At 67.8% G+C, this 23,296-nt stretch carries 13 protein-coding genes, 2 tRNA genes and 1 pseudogene; 8 read left to right on the top strand and 8 right to left on the bottom strand.

What is annotated here, in order from left to right; translation table 11 throughout:
* Positions 1-9: 9 nt before the first annotated feature.
* Positions 10-2,085 (bottom strand): protein kinase domain-containing protein, encoded by a 2,076-nt coding sequence (locus R5W23_RS18650; RefSeq protein WP_320687587.1) that lies wholly within the window; start codon positions 2,083-2,085, stop codon positions 10-12.
* A 532-nt stretch (positions 2,086-2,617) separates the two neighbouring features.
* On the opposite strand from R5W23_RS18650, the gene R5W23_RS18645 reads away from it, so the two are divergent.
* The 3 genes from R5W23_RS18645 (at position 2,618) to R5W23_RS18635 (ending at position 7,318) form a co-directional block, all read left to right on the top strand.
* Complete coding sequence (locus R5W23_RS18645) at positions 2,618-5,017, top strand: PSD1 and planctomycete cytochrome C domain-containing protein (RefSeq protein ID WP_320687586.1); 2,400 nt, start codon at positions 2,618-2,620, stop codon at positions 5,015-5,017.
* 34 nt (positions 5,018-5,051) lie between these two features.
* Positions 5,052-6,467 (top strand): DUF1501 domain-containing protein, encoded by a 1,416-nt coding sequence (locus tag R5W23_RS18640; RefSeq protein ID WP_320687585.1) that lies wholly within the window; start codon positions 5,052-5,054, stop codon positions 6,465-6,467.
* 92 nt (positions 6,468-6,559) lie between these two features.
* Positions 6,560-7,318 carry an MBL fold metallo-hydrolase gene (locus R5W23_RS18635; protein WP_320687584.1) on the top strand — a complete coding sequence of 253 codons (759 nt, stop codon included), beginning with the start codon at positions 6,560-6,562 and terminating at the stop codon, positions 7,316-7,318.
* Between the two features lie 214 nt (positions 7,319-7,532).
* On the opposite strand, the gene R5W23_RS18630 is transcribed toward R5W23_RS18635, so the two are convergent.
* The 3 genes from R5W23_RS18630 to R5W23_RS18620 form a co-directional block, all read right to left on the bottom strand.
* Positions 7,533-8,585, bottom strand: coding sequence for a DUF1559 domain-containing protein (locus R5W23_RS18630; RefSeq protein WP_320687583.1), 1,053 nt, complete (start codon positions 8,583-8,585; stop codon positions 7,533-7,535).
* 86 nt (positions 8,586-8,671) lie between these two features.
* Positions 8,672-9,946, bottom strand: a complete 1,275-nt coding sequence (locus R5W23_RS18625; protein WP_320687582.1) for a PQQ-dependent sugar dehydrogenase — start codon at positions 9,944-9,946, stop codon at positions 8,672-8,674.
* A gap of 517 nt (positions 9,947-10,463) precedes the next feature.
* Entirely contained in the window at positions 10,464-11,060 is a 597-nt protein-coding gene (locus R5W23_RS18620; RefSeq protein WP_320687581.1) for a hypothetical protein, read from the bottom strand.
* A 230-nt stretch (positions 11,061-11,290) separates the two neighbouring features.
* Between R5W23_RS18620 and R5W23_RS18615 the strand changes: the two genes are divergently transcribed.
* From R5W23_RS18615 to R5W23_RS18605, 3 genes are all read left to right on the top strand, one after another.
* On the top strand, positions 11,291-12,037 hold the full coding sequence (locus R5W23_RS18615) for a hypothetical protein (protein WP_320687580.1): 747 nt from the start codon (positions 11,291-11,293) through the stop codon (positions 12,035-12,037).
* 112 nt (positions 12,038-12,149) lie between these two features.
* The gene (locus R5W23_RS18610; RefSeq protein ID WP_320687579.1) at positions 12,150-13,130 is read left to right on the top strand and encodes an alpha/beta hydrolase; all 981 of its coding nucleotides are present in this window, start codon (positions 12,150-12,152) and stop codon (positions 13,128-13,130) included.
* Positions 13,131-14,639: 1,509 nt separating this feature from the next.
* Complete coding sequence (locus tag R5W23_RS18605) at positions 14,640-18,353, top strand: PVC-type heme-binding CxxCH protein (protein WP_320687578.1); 3,714 nt, start codon at positions 14,640-14,642, stop codon at positions 18,351-18,353.
* Positions 18,354-18,430: 77 nt separating this feature from the next.
* Here the strand turns inward: R5W23_RS18605 and R5W23_RS18600 are convergent, their stop codons facing one another.
* Complete coding sequence (locus R5W23_RS18600) at positions 18,431-18,667, bottom strand: hypothetical protein (protein ID WP_010037339.1); 237 nt, start codon at positions 18,665-18,667, stop codon at positions 18,431-18,433.
* A gap of 229 nt (positions 18,668-18,896) precedes the next feature.
* Here R5W23_RS18600 and R5W23_RS18595 point away from each other — a divergent pair.
* Positions 18,897-18,969 (top strand) — tRNA-Met (locus R5W23_RS18595).
* Between the two features lie 774 nt (positions 18,970-19,743).
* Here the strand turns inward: R5W23_RS18595 and R5W23_RS18590 are convergent.
* The 3 genes and pseudogenes from R5W23_RS18590 to R5W23_RS18585 all read right to left on the bottom strand — a co-directional run bounded on the left by R5W23_RS18590 (position 19,744) and on the right by R5W23_RS18585 (position 22,671).
* Positions 19,744-19,816, bottom strand: a tRNA-Phe gene (locus R5W23_RS18590).
* Between the two features lie 220 nt (positions 19,817-20,036).
* Positions 20,037-20,366: pseudogene (locus tag R5W23_RS32730) on the bottom strand (hypothetical protein); the annotation flags it as partial.
* Between the two features lie 847 nt (positions 20,367-21,213).
* Positions 21,214-22,671 carry a serine hydrolase domain-containing protein gene (locus R5W23_RS18585; RefSeq protein ID WP_320687577.1) on the bottom strand — a complete coding sequence of 486 codons (1,458 nt, stop codon included), beginning with the start codon at positions 22,669-22,671 and terminating at the stop codon, positions 21,214-21,216.
* 163 nt (positions 22,672-22,834) lie between these two features.
* On the opposite strand from R5W23_RS18585, the gene R5W23_RS18580 reads away from it, so the two are divergent.
* Complete coding sequence (locus R5W23_RS18580) at positions 22,835-23,218, top strand: hypothetical protein (protein ID WP_320687576.1); 384 nt, start codon at positions 22,835-22,837, stop codon at positions 23,216-23,218.
* Positions 23,219-23,296 lie beyond the last annotated feature (78 nt).

Here is a 23,296-nt window from a genome sequence, read left to right as displayed (position 1 = left end):
GTTTCGGGCTCAGTGGCCGCTCCGGAGCCGGTTCAGCAGGGCCAGGGCCATGTCGTTGGCCGGGTCGGCCGCGTGCGCCCGTTCGGCGTGCGCCAGGGCCGCGGGCCGGTCGCCGGACGCCAGGGACACCCCCGCGAGGTGGTACTCCACGGCCGCCGGCGGGTACCCGTTGCGCCGGGCCAGTTCCAGGTCCGCAACGGCCTCCGGCAACCGCCCCGCGTTGCGGTGGAGCAGCCCGCGGTGCAGGGCCGCGGCGGCGAGCGCCGGTTCGAGTTCCAGCGCCCGGTTAAAATCCCGGACCGCGTTCTCGTTCGCATCTTCCTTACGAATGGCCGCGTAGGCGAGCCCGCGGTGATAGTGGCACAGCCCGCGGCGGTGCTGGGCCAGCGACAGACAGGCGGAGAACCCCGCGACCGCCTCCTCGGCCCGGCCCCGCCGCAGGGCGCAGGCGGCGAGGTGGAAGTGCGGCCAGAAGCCCTGCGGCTCGCGCTCGACGGCCCGGCGGAGCAACTCGGCCGCCCCTTCGAGGGCGCCGGCGCTCAGGCGCGCGCGGCCCACGGCGTACAGCTCCCACGCCGTCACGGTCGGGTCGGCCGGGTCGAACCGGTCCCAGCCCGGTTCGCCGCGGTAGTGGGCCCGAAGCCGCGCCAGTGCCGGGTCGGGACCCAAGAGCCCCTCGGCCTCGTCGAGGCGGCGCGCGGCCTCCGCCCGTCCGTTCTCATCTCGTGCCCGGATGTCGGCGGACAGAAGCGCCAGGTCGAGGAGGTCGGAGCGGAGCCGGCGCTCGGCTTCGGGGCTCAGTTCCGCCCCCGCGGGCGGGACGAGCGCCGGCCGGGCGAGCCACAGGGCGTCGCAGGCGTCGGTGAGCGTTTTGAGGTCCGGCCCGGCCAACGCGCCGGGGTCGTAGCCGAACCGGAGCCGGTCCACCAGCTCGTGCAGTTCGGCGGCTTGTCGCCCGCGCCGGCTCTCCCGCACCCCGCGGTCCAGATCGCGGACGAGCCGGGCGGTGCCGGGCAACGGTTCGATCCGGGCGCGCCCGAGCGTCAGCACCCGCTCGGCTTCGTCGTGCGCACCGCGGGCGAGCAGGTCGCGGCCCAGTTGTTCCGCCGCGGTCCCGTCGCGCCACCGCGCCCGGTACTCGAACGCTCCGAACAGGAGCAGGGCGACCGCGAAGACCGCCATCGCGCTCCGAGCCGTTCGGCCCACGGCCCCCCATCGAACGCGCGGGCGGCGGGGTGCGAGTACCGCCCGCCCGTCGGCCAGCCGGTCGAGTTCCTCGGCCAGGGCGCAGGCCGACGGGTACCGCTCCGCCGGATCTTTTGCCAGGGCCTTCATGCACACCGCGTCGAGGTCCCGCGCCACGTTCCGCCGCAAGCGCCCCGGCGGCGTCGGGGCGGCCTGGATCACCTGCCAGAGCGTCGCCCAGGTGTTCGCGCCGTCGGCCGGCGGGCGGCCGGTCAGGCACTCGTACAGGATGGCCCCGAGCCCGTACACGTCGGCGGCGGGGCCGCCGGCGGCGGGGCCGTTCACGACGACTTCCGGGGCCATGTAAGCCGGCGTGCCGAGCAGCACCCCGGTGCGGGTCCGGTTCGCGTTCCGGTCCAGCAGTTTGGCGATGCCGAAGTCGGTCAGCTTGGGGGCGTCGAGCGCCCCGGCGCTCAGCAGCACGTTGGCCGGCTTGAGGTCGCGGTGGATGACGCCGCGGTCGTGGGCGTGCTGAACCCCACGGGCGAGCGCCCGAACGAGATCGACGGCCGCCGGCACCGGCAGCGGGCCGGCACCGAGCCGGTCCGCCAGGCTGCCGCCCGGGACGAACTCCATCGCGAGGAACGGCCGCCCGCCGTGAACCCCGACCTCATAGATCTGGACCACGTTCGGGTGCGACAGCCGGGCGATCGCCTCGGCCTCGTCCCGGAACCGGTTCCGTGCGTCCGGACGAGCGAGCAACTCTTCACGAAGCAACTTGAGCGCGACGGGGCGTTTGAGATCGACCGCCACGGCCTCGTACACGACGCCCATTCCCCCGCCGCCCAACCAGCGCCGGACGGTGTACCCGGGGACCGCCGGCAGGTCGTATGGGCTCATGACGACGGACGAGTCGTCGGGCGCGTGGTCGGAACTTTGGGCGTGTTGGACGGTGGTTCGGGAGCGCCCTGGCGGAAAGTCCCGGGTGCCCGTGCCCGACGATGAATTGGGACCCACGGGTTCTCCTCGTTGGTTGGTGGGTCGGTTACCCACCGGCGGCTGTCCGTTGCCGATCCCCGTTGTGTAATTATTACACCAAACGCGGGGGCCGTCAGCAAGTGAGCTTCCGGTTAGGAAGGGGCGGGCGGACATCACCGCAAACAGTGCCAAGCAGAAGGACGAGAACGATCGGCTTTTCACCCCGCTTTTGGGGGCGCGTGCGGTGAGGCACACACACCTTTACCATTGCCTGCCGCTTGAGCATGAATGGCGTCACGGCCGTGCCGATCGTGGACTCACGGGCGCGCCGTGAAACTCGTGCTCCTTGCTGACGGTCCTGACCACATTAACTGGGCTCTGGATTCGCCTGCCCGCACGTGGTACGCTAATCACTCCGCCAACCGCGCCTCTCCGCCGAACCCACACACCGCTCATGCACACCGCTCCGATTTCTGCGGCCGCGCTACTGGTTTGGGGCGGGCTGCTGTTCGCGCCCGCCGTTGTGGCGGCCGCGCCGCCCGACGACGCCGCGCACTTCGAGAAGAAGGTGCGCCCGGTGCTGGTCGAGAAGTGCGTGTCGTGCCACGGCCCCGAAAAGCAGAAGGGCGGGCTGCGCGTGGACTCGCGCGCCGCACTGCTCCAGGGCGGCGACAGCGGGCCGTCGCTCGTGCCCGGGAAGCCGAACGAGAGCCTGCTGACGCGCGTGCTCGCGCACGACGGCGAGCTGAAGATGCCGCCGAAGAACAAGCTCCCCGCGCCCGAGATCGCGGCGCTCAAGGAGTGGGTGCAGGCCGGCGCGCCGTGGCCCGACTCCCCGTCCGCCCCCGCGGCGCCCGCGAAGGGCGGTGAGCGCGTCATCACCGCCGAAGAGAAGGCGTTCTGGGCGTTCCAACCGGTCGAACGGCCCGCCGCGCCACCGGTCCGGAACCCGAAGGCCGAGGTCCGGAACGACATCGACCGGTTCCTGCTCGCGCGGCTCGAGCGGGAGGGGCTGTCGTTCGCGCCGCCCGCCGACCGGCGCACGCTGCTGCGGCGCATCACGTTCGACCTGACCGGCCTCCCGCCCACCGCGTCCGAGATCGCCGCCTTCCTCGCCGACGGCGCCCCGGACGCTTACGAGAAGGTGGTGGACCGGCTCCTCGCGTCGCCAGCGTACGGGGAGAAGTGGGGCCGCCGGTGGCTCGACGTGGCCCGCTACGCCGACAGCAACGGGATGGACGAGAACCTCGCCTACGTGAACGCCTGGCGCTACCGCGATTACGTGATCCGGAGCGTCAACGCGGACAAGCCTTACGACCAGTTCGTGAAGGAGCAGATCGCCGGCGACCTGATGCCGGGCGGGTCTGAGGCCGAGCGCGCCGACCGCCTCACCGCCACCGGGTTCCTGGTCATCGGCCCCAAGATGCTCGCCGAAGACGACCCGATGAAGATGCGGATGGACATCCTCGACGAGCAGCTCGACACCCTCGGCCAAGCGTTCATGGGTCTCACGCTCGGCTGCGCCCGGTGCCACGACCACAAGTTCGACCCGATCACGGCCGCGGACTACTACGCGCTCGGGGGCATGTTCTACTCGACCAAGACGATGAAGAACCACACCGTCGTGGCCGCGTGGAACGAGCGGTCCCTGGCGTCGCCGGAAGCCACCGCGCTGCTGACTGAGCACGAGCGCGCGGTGGCCGCCGCCCGCGCCCAACTCGCGGGCGCGCAGAAGGGCGGGTTCACGGCGGTCGGCGGGTTCGCGGGGCCGGCGCTGGTGCGCCAGCTCCGCGCGAAGGTCGCGGCCGTGGAGAAGGCGAAGCCCGCGGTCCCGGAGGCGATGGCGGTGGAGGACGCGAAGGGCGAGAACCTCCGCGTCCACCTCCGCGGCAACCACACCACGCTCGGGGCCGAGGCCCCGAGGCGGTTCCCGCGCGTCCTCGGCGGGGACACGCCGCTCGACCTGGGGGCGGCCCGCAGCGGCCGGCTGGAGCTCGCCGAGTGGCTCGCGCGCCCGGAGCACCCGCTCACCGCCCGCGTGATGGTGAACCGCATCTGGGCCGGGCACTTCGGCGCCGGCCTCGTCCGCAGCACCGACAACTTCGGCCGGCTCGGCGACCGCCCCACGCACCCGGAACTGCTCGACTGGCTCGCCAGCGAGTTCACCGGCGCGAAGTGGTCGGTGAAGCACATGCACCGGCTCATCGTGACGTCGACCGCCTACCGGATGAGCACCCGGCCCGACCCGGCGGTGGCGGTGAAAGACCCGGACAACAAGCTGCTGTCGCACTTCAGCCGGCGGCGGCTGGACGCCGAAGAGGTGCGCGACGGGATGCTCGCCGCGGCGGGGCTCCTGGACCGCACCGCGGGCGGCTCGCTGCTGAAGGCGAACCCGCGGCAGTACATCAACAGCACCGCCCCCGGCGCCTACAACGGGTACGCGCAACCCCGCCGCTCGGTCTACTTACCGGTGATCCGCAGCGGCGTGTACGACGTGCTCCAGACACTCGACTTCCCGGACCCGTCGGTCCCGAGCGGCCAGCGCGTCGCGACCACCATCCCGACACAGGCGCTGTTCATGCTGAACGGCGCGCTCGCGGACCAGACCGCGGAGGCGCTGGCGAAGGCCGCGCTGGCGGTTTCGGGCGACGACGCGGCCCGGGTGTGCGAGGCGTACCAGCGCGTTTATGGTCGCGCCCCCACCACCGCGGAAGTGGAAAAAGTGCAGGCCTACCTCCAGAAGTCGCTCGACGCCGCCGACGCGAAGCTGGCGCCCGACGCGCGCACGCTCCGGGCGTGGCGCGGGCTGTGCCGCGTGCTGCTCGCGTCCAACGAGTTCGTATTCGTGGAATGACGACGAAGATCCCACCTTCCGCGAGGAACCGACCATGCGTCCGAACCTGACCGCGCTCGCCACCCGGCGCGAGATGCTCCGCTCCACCGCGCTGGGGTTCGGCTGGCTCGCCCTCGCCGACCTGCTCGCGACTGAAAGCCGCGCCGCGGAAACCGGTCGGTCCGGGCGCCCGGACCCGCTGGCGCTGAAGAAGCCGCACTTCGAGCCGAAGGCGAAGCGGGTCATCTTCCTGTTCATGCACGGCGGCCCGAGCCAGGTCGACACGTTCGATTACAAGCCCAAGCTGGCCGAGCACGACGGCAAGCCGCTCCCGTTCGCCAAGCCGCGGGTGGTGTCGGGGCCGACGGGCAACCTGCTGAAGTCGCCGTTCGCGTTCAAGCAGTACGGGCAGAGCGGCGCGTGGGTGTCCGAGCTGTTCCCGCACATCGGGAGCAAAGCCGACGAGCTGTGCTTCATCAAGTCCATGCACGGGTCGAACTCGCGGCACGGCGGGGCGCTGCTCGAACTGCACACCGGGTCCGACACGTTCGTGCGCCCGAGCATGGGGTCGTGGGTCACCTACGGGCTGGGCACGGAGAACCGCGACCTGCCGGGGTACCTCACCATCTGCCCCACGCTGTCGCACGGCGGCGTGAACAACTACTCGTCGGCGTTCCTGCCGGCCGCGTACCAGGCGACGCCGCTGGGCAGCGCGGGCGCGCCGATCAGCCAGGTGAGCGTGCCCTTCGTGAAGGGGACCACGCCCGCGGCCCAGCAGCGGCTGGAGCTCGACCTGCTCGCGGGCCTCGAGAGCGAGCGCGCGGGCGGGTCCGACGCCGCGACCGACGGCCGGCTCCAGTCGTTCGAGATGGCCTTCCGGATGCAGAACACCGCGCCGGCGGTGCAGGACCTGTCGAAGGAGTCGGCCGAAACGCTGAAGCTTTACGGCATCGACGACAAGGTGACGGAGAGCTTCGGCCGGCAGTGCCTGATGGCCCGCCGGTACTCGGAGGCCGGGGTGCGGTTCGTGCAGTGCAGCCACAGCTACAAGTGGGACCAGCACGAGAACCTGAAGAAGGACCACACGAGCAACGCCCGCGAGGTGGACAAGCCGATCGCGGGGCTGCTCACGGACCTGAAGGCGCGGGGGCTGTTGAAGGACACGCTGGTGATCTGGGCCGGCGAGTTCGGCCGCACCCCGGTGGCCCAGGGTAAGGACGGCCGGGACCACAACCCGCACGCGTTCACCATCTTCCTGGCCGGCGGCGGGGTGAAGGCCGGGTTCTCGCTCGGCGCGACCGACGAGTACGGCTACTACGCGACCGAGGACAAGGTCCACATCCACGATTTGCACGCGACGATCCTGCACCTGCTCGGGCTGAACCACGAGAAGCTCACGTACAAGCACGCCGGCCGCGACTTCCGGCTCACCGACGTTCACGGCAACGTGGTGAAAGAAATCATCGCGTAGCTTGTTGCGCGGTTCCGGGGCGCGCACTTCGGCCCGTCGGCCGTAGGATGTGCCGGGCGAACGCGCGCGACTTTCGGAACCGGGCGGGCTCCATGACGCGAATTCATCATCTGAACTGTGGCACGTTGCACGCGCCGCCGAACCCGGCCGCGTCCTGTCACTGCTTGCTACTGGAAGACGCGAACGGCCTTGCGCTCGTGGACACCGGGATTGGCCTGCACGACGTGCGCGATCCACTGGGACGCGTCGGGCAGGTGCTCATTGACGCCGCCGGGTTCCAGTTTCACGAGGACCAGACGGCGGCGCGGCGGATCGAATCGCTCGGGTTCCGCGCCGCCGACGTGAATCACATCGTTCTCACACACGCCGACCCGGACCACACCGGCGGTCTCGCCGATTTCCCGCACGCCCAGGTCCATATCTCGGTCGAAGAGCACGCGGCAGTTGCCAACGCCTACTGCCGTTACGTTCCGGCTCACTTCGCGCACGGTGTCGACTGGAAACTGCACTCGGCTCCCGGGATGAATTGGTTTGGGTTGGACGCACGGCCCGTCTCGCCCGGGTTCGCTTCAGAAGTGCTGCTAGTACCCCTGTTCGGACACACCGTTGGGCACTGCGGAGTTGCGGTACGACAGGGCACGCGGTGGGTGCTACACGTCGGGGATGCGTACTACCTTCGCGTCGAACTAGAACGCGACGATCACCCGGTGTCGGCGCTGACCGCTCAGCGGGCAGACGACAACGTCCGGCGGATCGAAAGTTTAGCTCACCTGCGGCGTCTCGCCCGCGACCACTCCGCCGAGATCGATCTGTTCGGCTACCACGACTTCACCGAGTTTCCGTCGGCCTAGCGGACCGAACCGGTCGTTTCGAGTGCTGCGAAAGCGCGTGATGCTGCCGAGCCTGCCTGCCCTGGGACCGCGGACGTCCCGTCCGCCGGTTAGCACGTGTGGTCGCGTGACGAACGTCCGGTGAGCGACTCCATCCCCGAAGCAGCGGACGGGACGTCCGCGGTCCCAGGGCAGGCAGGCGCCGAGTACGGCCCTGAGCCATCGTGAGTTGGTGTCATTCCCCGACCACCTCGCCGCCGGAACGGGTCGCCAGTGCTTGCCACGTTTCCGGCGCGACGGCGTCACGCGCGAACCGAATGCCGCCGTCGCAGAAGAGCACGTTCACCCCGCCGCCGTGACCGCTCCGGGCCGCCATGCGGCCTTTCTGTTGGGTCGCGTTCAGGCAGTCGAACCCGGCGGGGTTCGGCGGGGCCGCGTGGTTGTACAATGTGTTGCCGTAGTTGCCCAAGATCCACTTCGCGCCGCGCTCGGTGTTCCACGTGCCCCCCGACGGTTGACACGTGGCCGCGGTCGTGTCGCCCGAGCCGGGGAGTTCCAGCATCACCTTTCGCGGATCGTTTGCGCCCGGTGCGCCGTCGCCCAGGAAACGCTCCGAGAACGCCGCGGTGCTCGACGTGCCGTCGGCGATGTCTTCCAGACGCACCGCGGAGCCCAGGAAGAACACCCCGTCTGCGCCGGTGAGCGAACCGGAGTTCGCCCCGCTGCCCGCGCACGCCGCGTAAGTGGTTCCGCCGTAGGCCGATCCCGGAACGCGCCCCACAACCGGCTCCGAGGGGCACACGAAGACGCGCACGAGGGTGGTGGCGGCTGGGTAGTTGCGCCCCCCGTCGTACACCGTGGACGGCGGGACGGTGAACGTGGTCGGCGGGCTGGCGAAATCGATGAGGTCGCGCAGGTTGTCCTGCTCCAGGTGCGGAAGCAGGTAGGCGTGTGGCGAGAACACCCGCGGGGTGGGCACGCCGCGCCCGGCCGGGAGGCGCCCGGCGGTGCCGTGGTAGTTGTGGAGCGCGAGCCCGATTTGCTTGAGGTTGTTTTGACAGCTCATGCGGGCCGCCGCCTCGCGCACCTTTTGCACGGCGGGCAGCAGCAGGCCGATCAGGATCGCGATGATGGCGATCACCACCAGCAACTCGATCAGCGTAAACGCGGAACGTTCGCTCCCCTGGAGCGCGGGCCTCTGGCCCGCTCGGCTTTGCAACTCGACCAGCGTAAACGCGGAGCGTTTGTCCCCCTGGAGCGCGGGCCTCCGGCCCGCGCGGCTTCGCACGTGGTGCCGCGTTGCGATCAATTCCTGACCGGCATTACGCGCGAAGCGGAGCGGGCCAGAGGCCCGCGCTCCAGAACAGCAGCGCGTCACTTCTTCTCCGGGGCGACGCGCCAGATCTTGTTGGTCACGTCGTCGGTGACAAGCAGCGCGCCGTCCGGCGCCACGCACACGCACACCGGGCGGCCGTACACCTCGTCGTCGTTGGCGATGAACCCGGTCAAGAAGTCTTCCAACTCGCCCGCGGGCTTGCCGTCCTTGAACGGCACGAACCCCACCTTGTACCCCGCGAACTTCGACCGGTTCCACGACCCGCGCTGGCCCACGAACGCGCCGCCGCGGTACTTGTCGGGGAACGCGGCACCGGTGTAGAAGCACAGCCCCAGGGAGGCCGTGTGCGAGCCGACCGCCACATCCGGTGCCACCGCTTTCGCGACGAGGTCCGGGCGCTCGCCCTTGCGCCGCGGGTCTTCGGTCTTGCCGTAGTAGCTGTACGGCCAGCCGTAGAACCCGCCGTCCTTCACGGACGTGATGTAATCCGGGACCAGTTCGTCACCCAATTCGTCGCGCTCGTTGACAGCGGTCCACAGGGCCTTCGTCCGCGGCTCCCATGCCATGCCCACCGGGTTCCGCAGACCGGCCGCGAAGACGCGCAGCCCGGTGCCGTCGGGGTTCACTTCGAGGATGTTGGCGCGGAGCGCCTCCTCCTTCATCCCCTTCTCGCCCACGTTCGACGCCGACCCCACCGACACGTACAGCTTCGAGCCGTCCGCGTTCGCGAGCAGGTTCCGCGTCCAGTGGTTGTTGTACCCGCCGAGCGGCAGGTGCAGGATCGGCGTCCCCTTCGCCTCGATCTTGGTTTCGCCCGGCTTGTACGGGAACTTCACCACCCCGTCCGTGTTCGCGACGAACAGCGTCTCGCCGATCAGTGCCATGCCGAGCGGCTGGTTGAGTTCGGTGAGAAACGTCTCGCGTTTCTCGGGCTTACCGTCCTTGTCGGCGTCGCGGAGCAGCGTGACGCGGTTGGCCGAAGTGCCCGTGACCGTCTTCGACTTCTTCATCCCCTCCTTTTCTTCGGGCTTGGGGTTCGGTTTCGGCAGCGTCCGCGCCTCCGCGACCAGGAGGTCTCCGTTCGGCAGGGCGTACAGCCACCGCGGGCTGTCGAACCCGTCGGCGTAGAGGGTCACGGTGAACCCCGGCGGGGCGGTCGGCGTTTTCCCGGCCGGCCAGTCGATCACCTTCGGGTGCTTCGTGACCGACTTCGTCTCGAACGGCGGCGGCAGTTGGGGCGGAGTCGGGTCGGCGGCGCGGGCGGTCGCGGCCGTGAGTGCGGCTACGGCGATCAGTGTTGAGAGTGTGCGCATCAGTTGGGGCTGTCGGTTAAAGGCGCGGGGCACGGGCGGTCTCGCACCCGGGCACTCGTGTGCGCAGTGCGGCCGGTTCCCCGCGTCCGGAAAGCGGCGGAAGAGGTGAAGGGCAACCCGCGTGCCGGGGCGCGGCCGATTCCAGGTCACTGGACTTGATGGGACCGACGGTGAGCTGATGACTGATACAGAACCCATCCGCGGCGTCGCTATTCTTGCGAGCCGTGACCACGGTTCACGTGGACGAGCGCGGGTAGCTTTTTGCGGCCCGCACGCTTTTAAAGGCAATTTCTGACAGGATCGACAGGATGAACAGGATAAAGACCGACCGATTTTAAATCCGGTTCATCCTGTCGATCCTGTCAGAAACGGCCTTCGCATCCCCTCGCGCGTTCGTGCCCCGCTCCCGGGCCGTCGCGGCTCGTCAAGAACAGCGACACGACCACCGGGCACGTTCGGTTCGGGCGTCAGCAGGTGAGTGCGACCGCTCGGCGCTTGGCACGCGGCGGGGCGCGGTTTACTGTTCGGTTTCGGACCCGAGGATTTCGGCCACAACGTCCAGGCGCCGGAGGAACACATCGATCCCGCCACACGCTCGGATGGCGTCGGCGATGGCCCGCGCCTTCGACACCCCGCCGCACAGTTGAGCCGTCTTGTTCACCTGCCCGATCGCGCTGAACAGGACGGCCTCATCGGTCTGGTCGGCGGGCTTCGGCCCGGCCGTCGTGCGGGCCGCGGTCGGCACGGGCTTCGCGCCGAGTACGTCGCGGCGGGTGGTCCGGATCGCTTCGCGGATGGCGGCGTCGCTCTTCGTCACCCCCCGCGCCTTGACCTTGGCAAGGAGGTCGTCGCTCGAGAGCGTCGGGTCCGCGGTCAGCAGCTCGCGGGTGATCGAGTACGGGGACTTGGACGCGGCCGGCGTGCTCTTGCCCTTGCTCTTGGCTCGTCTGCGCAACTCGCTCCGGGTGTTGTTCACCGCGTGGCGGATGTCCGCATCCGACTTGGTCACGCCCAGAGCCTTCACCCGGGCGAGGATGTCGTCGGTCGAGAGGTCCATGTTCCCGGTCAACAGTTCGCGGGCAACAGTGTAGATCGATGGCGCTTGCGTGGACACGGCGGCTGCTCCGTTGTGTGCCGGTCCGTGGCGTTATAGAGGCGAGATGGAATATTGTGTACCGCTCCCGCGACCGCGCCAACCGGCACCGTGCGGTCGGGCGAACTTTTCCGGTCGGGTGGTTCGGGTCGCGCGGGTGGTACGCGGGCCGCGTGCCGGTGATGGCGGTGCGGGGCCAGAGCGGGTAGCATGGTGACGCCCCCCGCACCCACCAACCGAGAGCCCTCATCATGAAACCCGTTGTGCTTTTCCTCTCGCTCGCCGCGGTCGCCGGTGCAACGGCCGCCGACCCGGTCGCGGTTCCCGACAAGCCGCTCGCGGTGAAGAAGGAGCTGTTGTTCTCCGACGACTTCGAGGCCGCCGCGCCGGCCAAGCAGTGGCACAAAGTCGTCCCGACGTTCGCGTTCGAGCAGGGAGCGCTCAAGGGCACCCAGACCCGGGATAAGGACGTGCCCGCCGCCGACGGCAAGGGCGTCGTCAAGGCGCACGCCGCGGTCCACGGGTTGGAGGTGCCGACCAGAGACAGCGTTGTGGAGGTGCGGATCAAGTTCGACGGCGCAACAATGATTGACGTCGAGTTCGACGACCGCAAGTACACCGGGTCGCATTACGGGCACATTTGCCGCGCGCAGGTGCGGCTCACCGGCGTCACGCTGATCGACGAGCGCGACGGCGGCATGAAGAGCGACATCTACGAGATGAAGAAGGACCCCGCCAAGAAGGCCGAGGTCGCGAAGCTGCTCGCCGGGCGGAGCGCCACGTTTCCGGCGAAACTCGAACGCGGCCGGTGGTACACGCTGGTGGTGGAAACGGTCGGCGACGAGATGCGCGCGACGATCGACGGGAAGCCGGCCGGGTACCTGAAGTCGTCCGGCATCGGCCACGCCACCAAGTCGAAGATCGAGTTGGGCGTTGCGGGCAAAGACGGGTACTTCGACGACATCAAAGTGTGGCGCGCGGAAGCCGCCAAGCGGTGACGGAACAAGTCAAAAGGCAAAAAGGCAGGGCCTTTTGCCTTTTGACTTGTGCGGCCCCGCTGTGGTACGGTCGGGGCCGGTCGCCCGCCCTCCCACCCCGTCGGAGTTCCCGATGCTGCCGCGCCGGCTCCTCTGCCCGCTGCTCGCGCTCGCCTCGGCCAGTCTGCTCGCCCTCGCGAGCGGGCAGGCCCAGGACGCGAAGGACGAGAAGAAGAAGGACACGAAGAAGCAAGAGAAGAAGCTCCCCGCCCCCGCGATCCCGCCCACCGCGGCGGGGGTGAAGTACGGCCCGGACGAGCGCAACGTGCTCGACTTCTGGCAGGCCAAGTCCGACGCCCCTACGCCGCTGGTGCTCTGCATCCACGGCGGCGGCTGGGTCAACGGCGACAAGAGCAGCTACTACGGCAGCGTGAAGGGGTACCTCGATAAGGGGATCTCGGTGGCCACCATCAACTACCGGCTGATGGCCCAGGCGAACGCGCAAAAGGTCACCCCGCCGGTGAAGGCCCCGCTCGAGGACGCGGCCCGCGCCCTCCAGTTCGTGCGGTCGAAGGCGGGCGACTGGAACATCGACAAGAAGAAGATCGGCGCGACCGGCGGCTCCGCGGGCGCGTGCTCGTCGCTGTGGCTCGCGTTCCATGACGACATGGCGGACCCCAAGAGCGCCGACCCCGTGGCGCGCGAGTCCACCCGCCTCTACTGCGCCGCGGTGAACGGCGCCCAGGTGTCGCTGGACCCGAAGGTGGTGCGCGAGTGGATTCCGAACTACACCTACGGCGCCCACGCCTTCGGGATGAAAAACCTGGACGAGGTGGAGAAGAACCGTGACCAGCTCGCGGGGTGGATCAAGGAGTATTCGCCCATCGAGCACGTGACGAAGGACGATCCGCCCATCGGGCTGTACTACGCCGGCCCGAAGGAGCCGAAACCGGGCGAGAAGGACGCGGACCCGACCCACTCCCCGACCCTGGGCATCAAGCTGGCCGAGAAGCTCAAGGCCACCGGCGTTGATGTCGTGTACCACTCAGCCGCCGAACCGAACGCGAAGCTCCCCACCTCGCAGGCGTACCTGATCGACCGGCTCAAGAAGTGACGCCGGTTCGCTTCCGGCTCTCGGTCCCCCGCCTGTGCGAACGGGCGGAGGCGTTTGCGGTCAGCACATCGGCGCTCGCCTTATCACAGCTCCAGCGATTTTTACGTTCACGCTGCATGGTCCAAGTGGTCCGGCGCTCCGGGGCCGTGACACCGCATCTGGCGCGAGCGCCCGCACCCCGTCCGTGCCATCAGTCCTGTAGGGGGCGAACCCGCGACCCCGATTGACCGGACCACGCGCGTCCCGGCGAGTGCCCGTTCACGTGCGGAGACGGTGCGCACAACAGAGCGCCAACCGCCGTCTCGTCCCGGCACCGCGGACTAGCGACTTCGCGGTGAGTTGTGGCCGAAACCGGTTCGGGTGACTTGCTGGCTTCCGCTGGAACAGCGGTCACTCGCACCCGCGGTTGATGGGGCATCGACTGGACAAGTGCTACCGTCCGACTGGTCATTCGCTGGGTGCTTGCTACCGACGAATCGCCTGCTTGGAAACCCTCTGGCGGCGGGCTCGGGCCGCTCGGAGTTGACATGCGGCGTTCAGGGAGGGGTGTGTAACATGATTTTGCGAAATAACTTGCGGCGAATGCTCTGTTGTGATGGCCGTTCCGCAAAGGCCGCTACGCTCGGTACGAATGCCGCGCGACACGGGTTCGCGAACGACAAACCCGCCGGTGCGTTGCTCTCCACCGGATGGGCGATGCGTTCCAAAATCACATGGCTGTGTCCGGTGAGGCGCCGGGTTCTGCATACTTTTGCTCAGCCCGCCACGCTGCTGTCAACGCGCCCCATGAACTGGCTGTGTGTAGCAGCGACAGTAGTCGTTCAGCGTGCCGGGGAACTCGTACCTCGGCGAGTACCGCGGCAGTCGTTCTGTCTGGAGAGCCCAGCCGTCCGACGGCACGCCTGATGAGCCGCGCGATCAACCGCTCGGCTTGCACCTGTGGGGCGCGAAAAGTTGGCGGATTCTGGACGCGCTTGGCCCGGGGCGCGGAAGCGATCTCACTCTTCGGCTTACGGCCTTTCGTCGGGAACCAGAGCAAATGGCCGCACGACGGGCACGGGGCATCCAGCGACGGATTCGAAGGCTCAATCTTGCAGCGCTGGCCGCACACGACGCAGCGGTTCGAATTGCCTTCCGGTGTACGGGACGAAATCGACACCGCTTGTTTCCCGTGACCTGAAGGAGATTCGGCTTTTGATGGCGATGACGACTAAGACAGTACGTCAACGGGATCTCGCTCGGAATCTGCTGTGGCCGAACTCCTGTTGGCAGAAAGGAAACGCCCGATGTGCGGACAGCAACTGTGTCATCGTCGCGGCCGTCATTTGGTGGGTTTGTGCGCTCCCACCACCTGCGTAAGGCGTTTGCGCTGTGCAACCGCACTCTCCGGCCGGCCTCGTCTGTCGTTCACCCGAAATGCCTCTTTCTTCACGGCCCCTCTGCGCGGTATCCTCTTTCTATCCTACCTGCCTTCTCGCGCTCAGCTCTCCCGCGGAGACCGTCTCCACTATGCGCACCTTCCTGCCTACCTCGTTGCTGCTACTCGTAATCGCGAACCTGCTACCGCCCCCGCCGACCGTCCACGCCGCCCCGCCGGTCCCGGCCGCGCCGCCAGAGTTCGCACCGAACCAAACACCGGCCAAACCGGAACCGTTCCCGATTACGCTCGTCGATCAGGGCCGGTTCGACCCGCGACTTCAGGGCCTTTCGCTGCCCGACGGGTTTAAGGCCGAGATCGTCATCGACGCGCCCGACACCATTAACCCGGTCGGCATGACGTTCGACCCGGCGGGCAACCTTTACGTGATGGAGTGGCGCCCCGACGCGGTCACCGGCGACCGGTGGTTCGAGGTGAAAGAAACGTTCCGCTACCGGGACGGGACGACCCGGCAGGTCGCCACGATGAAGAAGTTCACCACCGACCTCATCAAGCAGTTCAAGTACGACCCGGCCACCGGGCGGTTCGGCAAGCCGCAGCCGATCATCTCGGAAGAGCTGCCGTCGAGCATTCTGTACCACGAGGGCTACCTGTACGTCACCGGGCGGGGCACCGTGCGGCGGTGGACGCAGTCGAAGCCGAACGGTCCGTGGGACGTGCGCGAGACGATCGCGCAGGGGTTTTGCGGGTTCCACCACCACCAGGTGTCCGGCCTCACCATCGGTAACGACGGCCTGTTGTACCTGACCAGCGGCGACGACGACAACTTCGTGGAGGGGGCCGACGGGAGCCGGGCTACGGTTCTCCGCACCGGGGCGGTGTTCCGCTGCCGCCCGGACGGCTCCAAGATGGAGACGTTCTCGATCGGGTACCGCAACCCGTACCGCGACATCGCCTACGACGACAAGTTCAACCTGTTCCACACCGACAACGACCAGGAGGACGGGAGCAAGTTCCAGGGGTGCCGCATCGTCCACGTCGCGGAGGGCACCGACTTCGGCTGGCGGCTCCAGCCGGGCGCGCGGTGCTGCCGCACGGACTTCGTGCGCGGGGCGGTCGCGGGCGAGCGGCCCGGGAAGGTGGCCCCGATGATCAAGACCGGGCGCGGCTCGCCCGCCGGGCTCCTGATCTACAACGACACGCGCCTGCCCGAACAGTACCGCGGGCTGATGTTCTACCCGGACGTGTACCGGCAACTGGTTCGCGCCTACAAGGCGGCCCCGGACGGCAGCACGTTCAAGATCACGAACGAGTTCGAGTTCATGAAGCCGGCCAAGTCGGGCGGCGCGGCGGACGGGCTGTTCCGCCCGTGCCAGATGGTCACCGGGCCGGACGGCGCGATCTACGTGTGCGACTGGCGGACCAACTCTGGCGGCGCCGGGAAGCTGTCCGGCGACGGCGTCAACGGCCGCATCTACCGCATCACCTGGGCCGGCACGAAGGATTCGCCCGCGCTGCCGCGGCGCGGGATGGACAGTTGGGCCAAGATCCAGAAGCAGACCGACGCCGAACTGCTCAAGACGCTGGGCGCGTCGGACCTGACGGACCGGGTCGAGGCCCGCAAGGAACTCGTGCGCCGCGGCCCCAAGGCCCGTGACCTGGTGCTCAGCAAGTTCGTCTCCGGCTCGCTGGATGGCGATGCCCGGTTGGTCGCCCTGGGGGTGCTTCAGGCCCACTGGGCGCCGGAGGTGGAAGACCTGTTCCGGCTGCTCGTCAAGGACGATTCCGCCGACGTGCGCCGGCTCGCTGTCGAAGCGCTGGCGTACCACGCGCGCCCGAAGGACCAGCGGGTCCATGAGACACTCGCGCGGGCGCTCGGCGACCACTCGCCGGCGGTGCGCCGGGCGGCGGCGCTCGGGCTAGGGCGGCTCGGCGCCGACGGCGCCGGGGACGTGCTCGTGAGCGCGCTGCGCCAGGACGCCGAGGCGGATGCGTACCTGAAGGACGCCTACGTCCGCGGGATCGAGCGGCTCGGCAAGCCCGGCATCGACGCGCTGCTGGTGCTGGCCCAGACGAGCGACAAGGGGGCGGACCTCGCGGCAGACGTGTTCCTCGGGCTGCGCGCCCGGGCCGCGGCCGACGCGCTGCCGGAACTGCTCCTGAACCCGCACCTGGATGTGGCCCAGCGCGAGGCGCTGGTGCTGTCGTACACGAACTACCAGACCGACCCGCCGATCTCGCTGGCCCCGCTCGCGGACTACCTCGCGCGGCGACCGAACGAACCCGCGAGCGTCGTGCTGGCTGCGGTCGAGGTGTTCGGCGCGAGCGGTGAGGCCCTGTCCCCTCGGGCCGTACAACTGGTGCTGAACCTGCTCGGCCGCCCGGACGAAATGACCCGCCTGTCGGCGATCGTGGCCGTCGAGACGGCCCGGATTCAGCCCGCGGCGCCGAAGCTGATCGAGTTCCTCGGCGACACGACCCGGACACAGTTGGAGCGGGGGGCGGCGGTTCGCGCGCTCCGCGTGCTCGGTGACCGGCGGGCGGTCGAGCCGGTGAAGGCGCTCCTGAAGGGGCAGCACCCGGCCCTGCTGAAGGCCGAGGCGCTGCGCACGCTGGCGGCGTTCGACGCCGCGGCCGCGCGCAAGGAGGCCGAGCCACTGCTCGATCAGGCGGACCCGACGCTCCTGACCGAGGCGGTCGCGGTGCTGTCGGCGACGCGGGCCGGGACGAAACTGATCGCCGAGCGGTACGCCGCGAAGAAGCTGCCCCGCGAGTTCTTCCCGCAGGTTAACGACGCGCTCGGCAAGTTCCCCGACGAGACGGTGCCGGCGGTGGTCGGCTTCGATCACCTGTTCTTCCCGCGGATGGGCCGGGCGGTCGCGGACCCGGCACTCGCGAAGCTCCGCACAGACGTGCTGCGCGGCGGGCTGCTGCTGTCGCTCGAACCCGGTCAGGTGGACAAGATCCGTGCCCTGGTGAGCGCCAAGGGCGACCCGAAGAAGGGCAAAGAACTGTACCTGAACACGAAGGTGCTGGCGTGCGCGACGTGCCACCGGCTCGAGGGGGTGGGCGGGGCGGTCGGCCCGGACCTGACCCGCGTGTGGGACACCCACAGCGTCGAGAAGATCCTCGAAGCGATCGTGGACCCGAGTAAGGAAATCAAGGAGGGCTTCCAGACGTACCGGCTCACGACGGCCGACAGCAAGGTGTACACGGGGCTGAAGATCAAGGACGACGCGAAAGAGGTGATCCTCCGCGACGCCACCGGGCGCGACATTCGCGTGGCCAAGGACGAGGTCGAATCGCTGACGGCGAGCAAGCTGTCGCTGATGCCGGACAACGTGGCGTCGCAACTCACCTACGACCAGTTCATCGACCTGCTGGCGTTTTTGAAGAGCAAGGGGCAGCAGGAGTCGCTGCGCGGGCTGGTGGTGGACGCCGCGGTCGTACCGGTGGCGACCACGGACATGACCTCCACGAAGCCCGAGCCGGTTACGACCGGTGCGTGGGCGGATGTGACCGCCGGGCCGAACGGCCAGTTCGACCTGAAGGGCACGTTCGCCGGGCCGAACGCCCCCGCGGTCCTGGTCCGCGCTTATGTCTTCGCCCCCGCGAAGCAAAAGGCGGCCGTGACCGTCGAGAGCGAGAACCCGTGGCGGGCGTGGGTGAACGGCTCAACCGCCCAACCCGCGGCGACCACGGAGGTCGAACTCGTGAAGGGCTGGAACGCGGTTCTGGTGAAGGTGGCCAACGGAGGCAAGCCCGCGGTACTGAGCATCCGCGTGGCCGGCGACGGGTTGCGCACCGCGTCCAAGCCCGACGCGCCCACAACCGGCGGTCGGTAACCGGCCTCCAGCGCTCTCGCTCCGGGTTCCAAGTCGGCGACGCGGTCGCGTCTCGGAACTCGGAGCCCGGAACCGGGTCAGTAGATGCCGCCGTGGATGCGCTCGGGCGTCAGGTGGCTGGGCTGGTCGTTGAACCAGAACCGGCGCCACTCGTTTTGGATCTGGCGCAGGTCTTCCGATTGGTACAGCAGTTGCTGCATCCGCACGTTCGGGTCGCTGGAGTACTGGTTCAGTAGGCACCCGCTGTTCGCCGTCAGCGCGACGGCGGCGATCAGGGCCAGCAACAATTTGCGGAATGCGAGTTTGCGGACCATCCCCGTGCCTCCGTGCGCCGGTGTTCCGTGCCCGCCGGCGGTGTCGCGCGTCCCCCACGCCGACGGCCTTCCGGTGAGTCGTACCCCATTTATCGACACGCCCGGCACAATCCTTGAATTCAATTCTGCTTTTGTGACCCGCGTGCCAAGTTCGGGGTGGCAGTGAACCTCGAACCGCTCAACACTGTCTTGCCAGAGGGCCGCTGGTGAGTAAAGTGAATAAACCCCCGGCGGGGTAGCTCAGAGGTTAGAGCACTCGCTTCATAAGCGAGGAGTCGTGGGTTCAATTCCCACCCCCGCTACTCGACTTAAGTACTATCGGTCCAAACCTTTAGAGTTTACCTCCGGACGGTTCCGGAGCGCGGTCCGAAAGCCTGCAACTGCGGTAGTCTACCGCACAAGGGTTTTCGCATGTCGCGTTCCCGAGCCGTTCCTTCGTATCGACTCCACAAAAACACCGGCCAAGTTGTCGTCACGATTCGTACACCTGACGGGTGGCGTGACGTGTATTTGGGCGTCCACAACTCGCCCGAAAGCCGTGCCGAGTACGCCCGAATCATCGCCGAGTTGGCTACCGGTCAGCTTTCTGCTGGGGCGGTGCCCGCGGCCGGTCAGACCGTTGACCAAGTGATGCTGGCATTCTGGGAATGGGTGCAGCAGCGTTGCCGCCGGCCGGACGGTACCCAAACGAACGAGGTCGTTGAGTACAAGTACGCGCTGTGGCCGCTTCACGAGTTGTACGGCCCGTACCCAGACCGCCGAGTTCGGCCCGCTCGCGTTAAAGGCGGTTCGCACAAGAATGGTGGCGACCGGTTGGTGCCGGTCCGTCGTCAACGCTCGGGTGAACCGCCTCCGGCGCACGTTCAAGTTGGCCGCGTCGGAGCGGCTTGTTAGGCACGTGCCCGTCCGGATTTTTTGTGAAAGAGAAATGAAGGGGTGGGTTTGCGTCGGACGCTCATCCTGCGGTTCCTCTCCGCGATGTGTGAAACGATTCCACGCACCACTCGGTTTGGAGCCGCACCCAGTGAAGGCTGGGGGTAAGCGTAAAATTCTTCGGCTAAAGGGTTTCGATCGAGTGGGCAGTCCCGGGGTTGAACCGGGGACCTAGCGATTTTCAGTCGCTCGCTCTACCAACTGAGCTAACTGCCCGATGCTGACTGAGTTTTTATAAAAGCCCGGTGAAGGAACGTCAACAGGGCGGCTGCGTTCTTCACAAAACGAAGTGCCGGCCCTACTCAGCCTCAGACCGCAAGCTAACTAATAGATTCGCTGCACGGTGGCGTAGATTCGACGCAAGTTGCTGTAAAAATGAATTTACGGCGGATTTGCTGCTGTGGCTTTTCGATCGTTAAGTCAGATATGGCAAGAATTACGGGTACTTGTGCATCGACTCCAATGGACGGAGACTGCGACCGGATAGTTCGCCTTCTTGCCCAGAGGTCCGCCGCACTGCCGCGGAACGCCGACGGAGTGAGTTACCCTGCTTGGGTAAGGAAACGTTATCGAAGAGAGGCCCTCCAGGCTGGCGAACGTCTGGACGAGGTGAGTCCGTATCGCGTGCGGACGGCCTTTGCATCCAGGGACCCTGATAGACGAACTGGTGGAGGGCTTGCTCGTGATCGGTACTGGTGAGCCCCTCCGGCCGTGCGATGTGGCGGAAGAGCGGTGCGACAGACTTGCGCTCTCCTTCGAGCAGAAACTCCTGGAGGTAGGTTCAAGCGCAGAGGGGCGACTTGCGCTGGGGAGCTCGTTCGCGGACAGGGGCGCGGGCCACAGAGACGATCAAAGACCGCAGAACCGAGAGTTGGTGCGTCGGCCTTGATGCAACGTTATAGCTCCGAATCTCTTGAGGCGATTCCTTCCAGGTCATTCACGATAGTGTTCGTATGTTTAGGAGGCTCAAGGTGAAGAATCCTCGGGAAATTGAGAATTCCTGATTGAGGGCCAAGTCAGGTACCGCGCAAATATCTACCAATATCGAGCGATCGCTAGGTTCGCAAGTGGTTGCCTAACAATTACTTGTGTTGGTGCCGTGAATGACTTGGTCGATTCCCTCCCCCTAACGGAGTGGTATTAGCGCGCGATGGCGGCCACCACACAGGATGCACGCGACGCGCTTGGTGTTATCGCGAATGTGCCAGGAGTGGTGATAATCCCGGTCAGTTGACGGAACATGTCCGGCATCTGTCGTAGGCTGTTCATGTAGCTCACGCACCCATCCGATGAACTCGGAATCTATTGTGCGACGGATATGTTAATAAGTTTTGACATGTTAAGATATATCAATTTGAGGCCCTGTCGATCCTGTCAAAATCGATCGCTGTAACACACGGTCCGCGTAGGCCGAAACGGAGCCGCCGATTCGGCCACCGGGTTCCAATCTTGCGGAACAATCGGACCGGCGGCGGTGGCTGATGACTCAACCCGGGGCGATGCCTGCGCTCACGCACCGGCACTTGGGCTCAGCGTCGCGGGCTGCGCGATTCGCCGATTCGGGGCCGCGAACCGGCGCGCGTCTGGAACGTGCCCCGGATTTCCGGGTGCGGTCATTGCTTCCCGACGAGCGCGGGCTCTTTCGTGGGGCCGAAACCCACGTTCCACTCCGGTTCGACCCGCACCTCGGCCCCGGTGAACTTCAACCGGAGGGTCAGGACGAACGGGGTCTCGGTGAAGCACACCTTCGCCGTAAACGTGTCGTCTGCGGTCCACGCCCCGGCCGCAGCCGCCGGTTGTTCGGGCTGCCGGCCCCAGGCCACGCGCCCCGACTTCCACCCCGTGCTCGCGCACTCGATTCGCCGCTCGGCGCCCGCAACCTGAGCCACCAGCGTCACCTCGTCGCCTGCTCCGCGTTCGAGCGTCAGCGCCGCGAGCTTGCCGTCGTTGGCCGGGAACATGTACTTCTTGCCCGTCACCTTGGGACCCGGTCCCTTGCCCTCGGGCCGCCGGACCGAGAGGGCTTTCAGGGCGCCCGCGAGTTTCTGGGCGGCCCCTTCGTCGGCCGCGAGCGGAGCGTCTTTCAAGGCCGGGAGGAGCTTGTCCCACACCAGGTTCAGCACGGCCTGCATGTCGCGCACGCCGGCCGTGATGGCGACGACCGCGTCCTGTTCGGGCAGCACGATGCAGTACTGGCCGAACGCGCCGTCCCCGCGGTACGCGCCGTGCCGGCAGCGCCAGAACTGGTAGCCGTACCCTTGGTCCCAGTCGCTCTTGGGGTTGCTCCCGTTGGACGTTTGCCGGGCGGTCGCGGCCGAGACCCACGCTTCGGGCACGAGTTGCTTCCCGTTCCACTTCCCCTTCTGTAGGTACAACTGGCCGAACTTGGCGATGTCTTCGGTCCGGACGCTGAGCCCGTACCCGCCGGTCGAGATCCCCTGCGGGCTGAGCTCCCAGGTGGGGTTCGCGATCCCGAGCGGCTCGAACAGGCGCGGCTTGAGGTAGTCGAGGGTGGTCTGCCCGGTCGCCTTCTGCACCGCGGCCGAGAGCATGTAGGTGGCCGAGGTGTTGTACAGGAAGTGGGTGCCCGGCTTGAACGGCACCTGCTGCGCCAGGAACGTTTTGGCCCACGGCTCGGTCGGCTTGCGTGCCGGCTCGGCCTGTTGCCCGGTCGACATGCGGAGCAGGTCGCTCAGGCGCATCGCCTTCAGGTGGGCCGACGGGTCCGCCGGAGCGTCGTTCGGGAAGAACTGGAGCACCGGGTCATCGACGCTCAGCTTCCCCTCGGCCGCGGCCAGACCCACCGCCGTGGAGGTGAAGCTCTTGCTGAGCGAGAACAGCATGTGCGGCGCCCCGGCGGTGTACGGCGCCCACCAGCCCTCGGCGACGACGCGGCCGTGGCGCACGAGCATGAAGCTGTGCAGCGCGTCGATGTCCTTGTCGGCCGCTTCGACGAACGCTAGAACCGCCGGTGACGAGACGCCCTGGGCTTCGGGGGCACTTCGAGGCAGGTCGGCCCCGGCGGCGGTGGGCGCCACGAGAGCGAGTAACGTGAGTGACAGCGGTCTCATGGCCGGTCCTCTGGAAAATGGGACGTGGTCCAGAGGTCACGATAGCGTGTGGTGACGTGCCGACAAATCCTGTGTGGGGCCGAACCGCGACCGGAGACGGGTCGCGGGAAATGCCGGTTCGGCGACGGGCTTTTAGGACGGCGGGACAAACAAGGGTGTGATAATGAACGATGGGCCGGAGGACGACGATGAAGACCGCTACCGCCCGCGGGAGCGGCGCCGTGACGACGACCGCCGTGGCGGTCGCCGCCCGCGCCGGCGACCGCCGGCGGACGAATTCGAAGCGACCGAACTGATCATCCCGGGCGGCAGCGCGTACGCCATCATCTCACTGTACGCGGGGCTGATCGGGCTGTGCCTCCCGATCGTCGGACTGGTGTTCGCCGTCCCGGCGCTCGTCTGCGGCGTCGTCGCCGTCCGCCGGTGGAAGAAAACGGACACCTACGGGGGCGTCACGAGCAACCTCCGCGCGCTGTTCGGTCTGATCCTGAGCAGTCTGGCCGTCCTGCTTTGGGGAACCATCGCGATAATACTCGCCTTCAAGTGACGCCTAACCGCACTGCGCCTCGCGCCGCGGGGCGTACTCACGGCCGGGCCGATGGGGGCTCCATTCGGCCCCGGGGAT

The organism is Gemmata algarum (assembly GCF_034097035.1).
Classification (GTDB): Bacteria; Planctomycetota; Planctomycetia; order Gemmatales; family Gemmataceae; genus Gemmata; species Gemmata algarum.
This window is presented reverse-complemented; position numbering and strand designations above follow the sequence as displayed.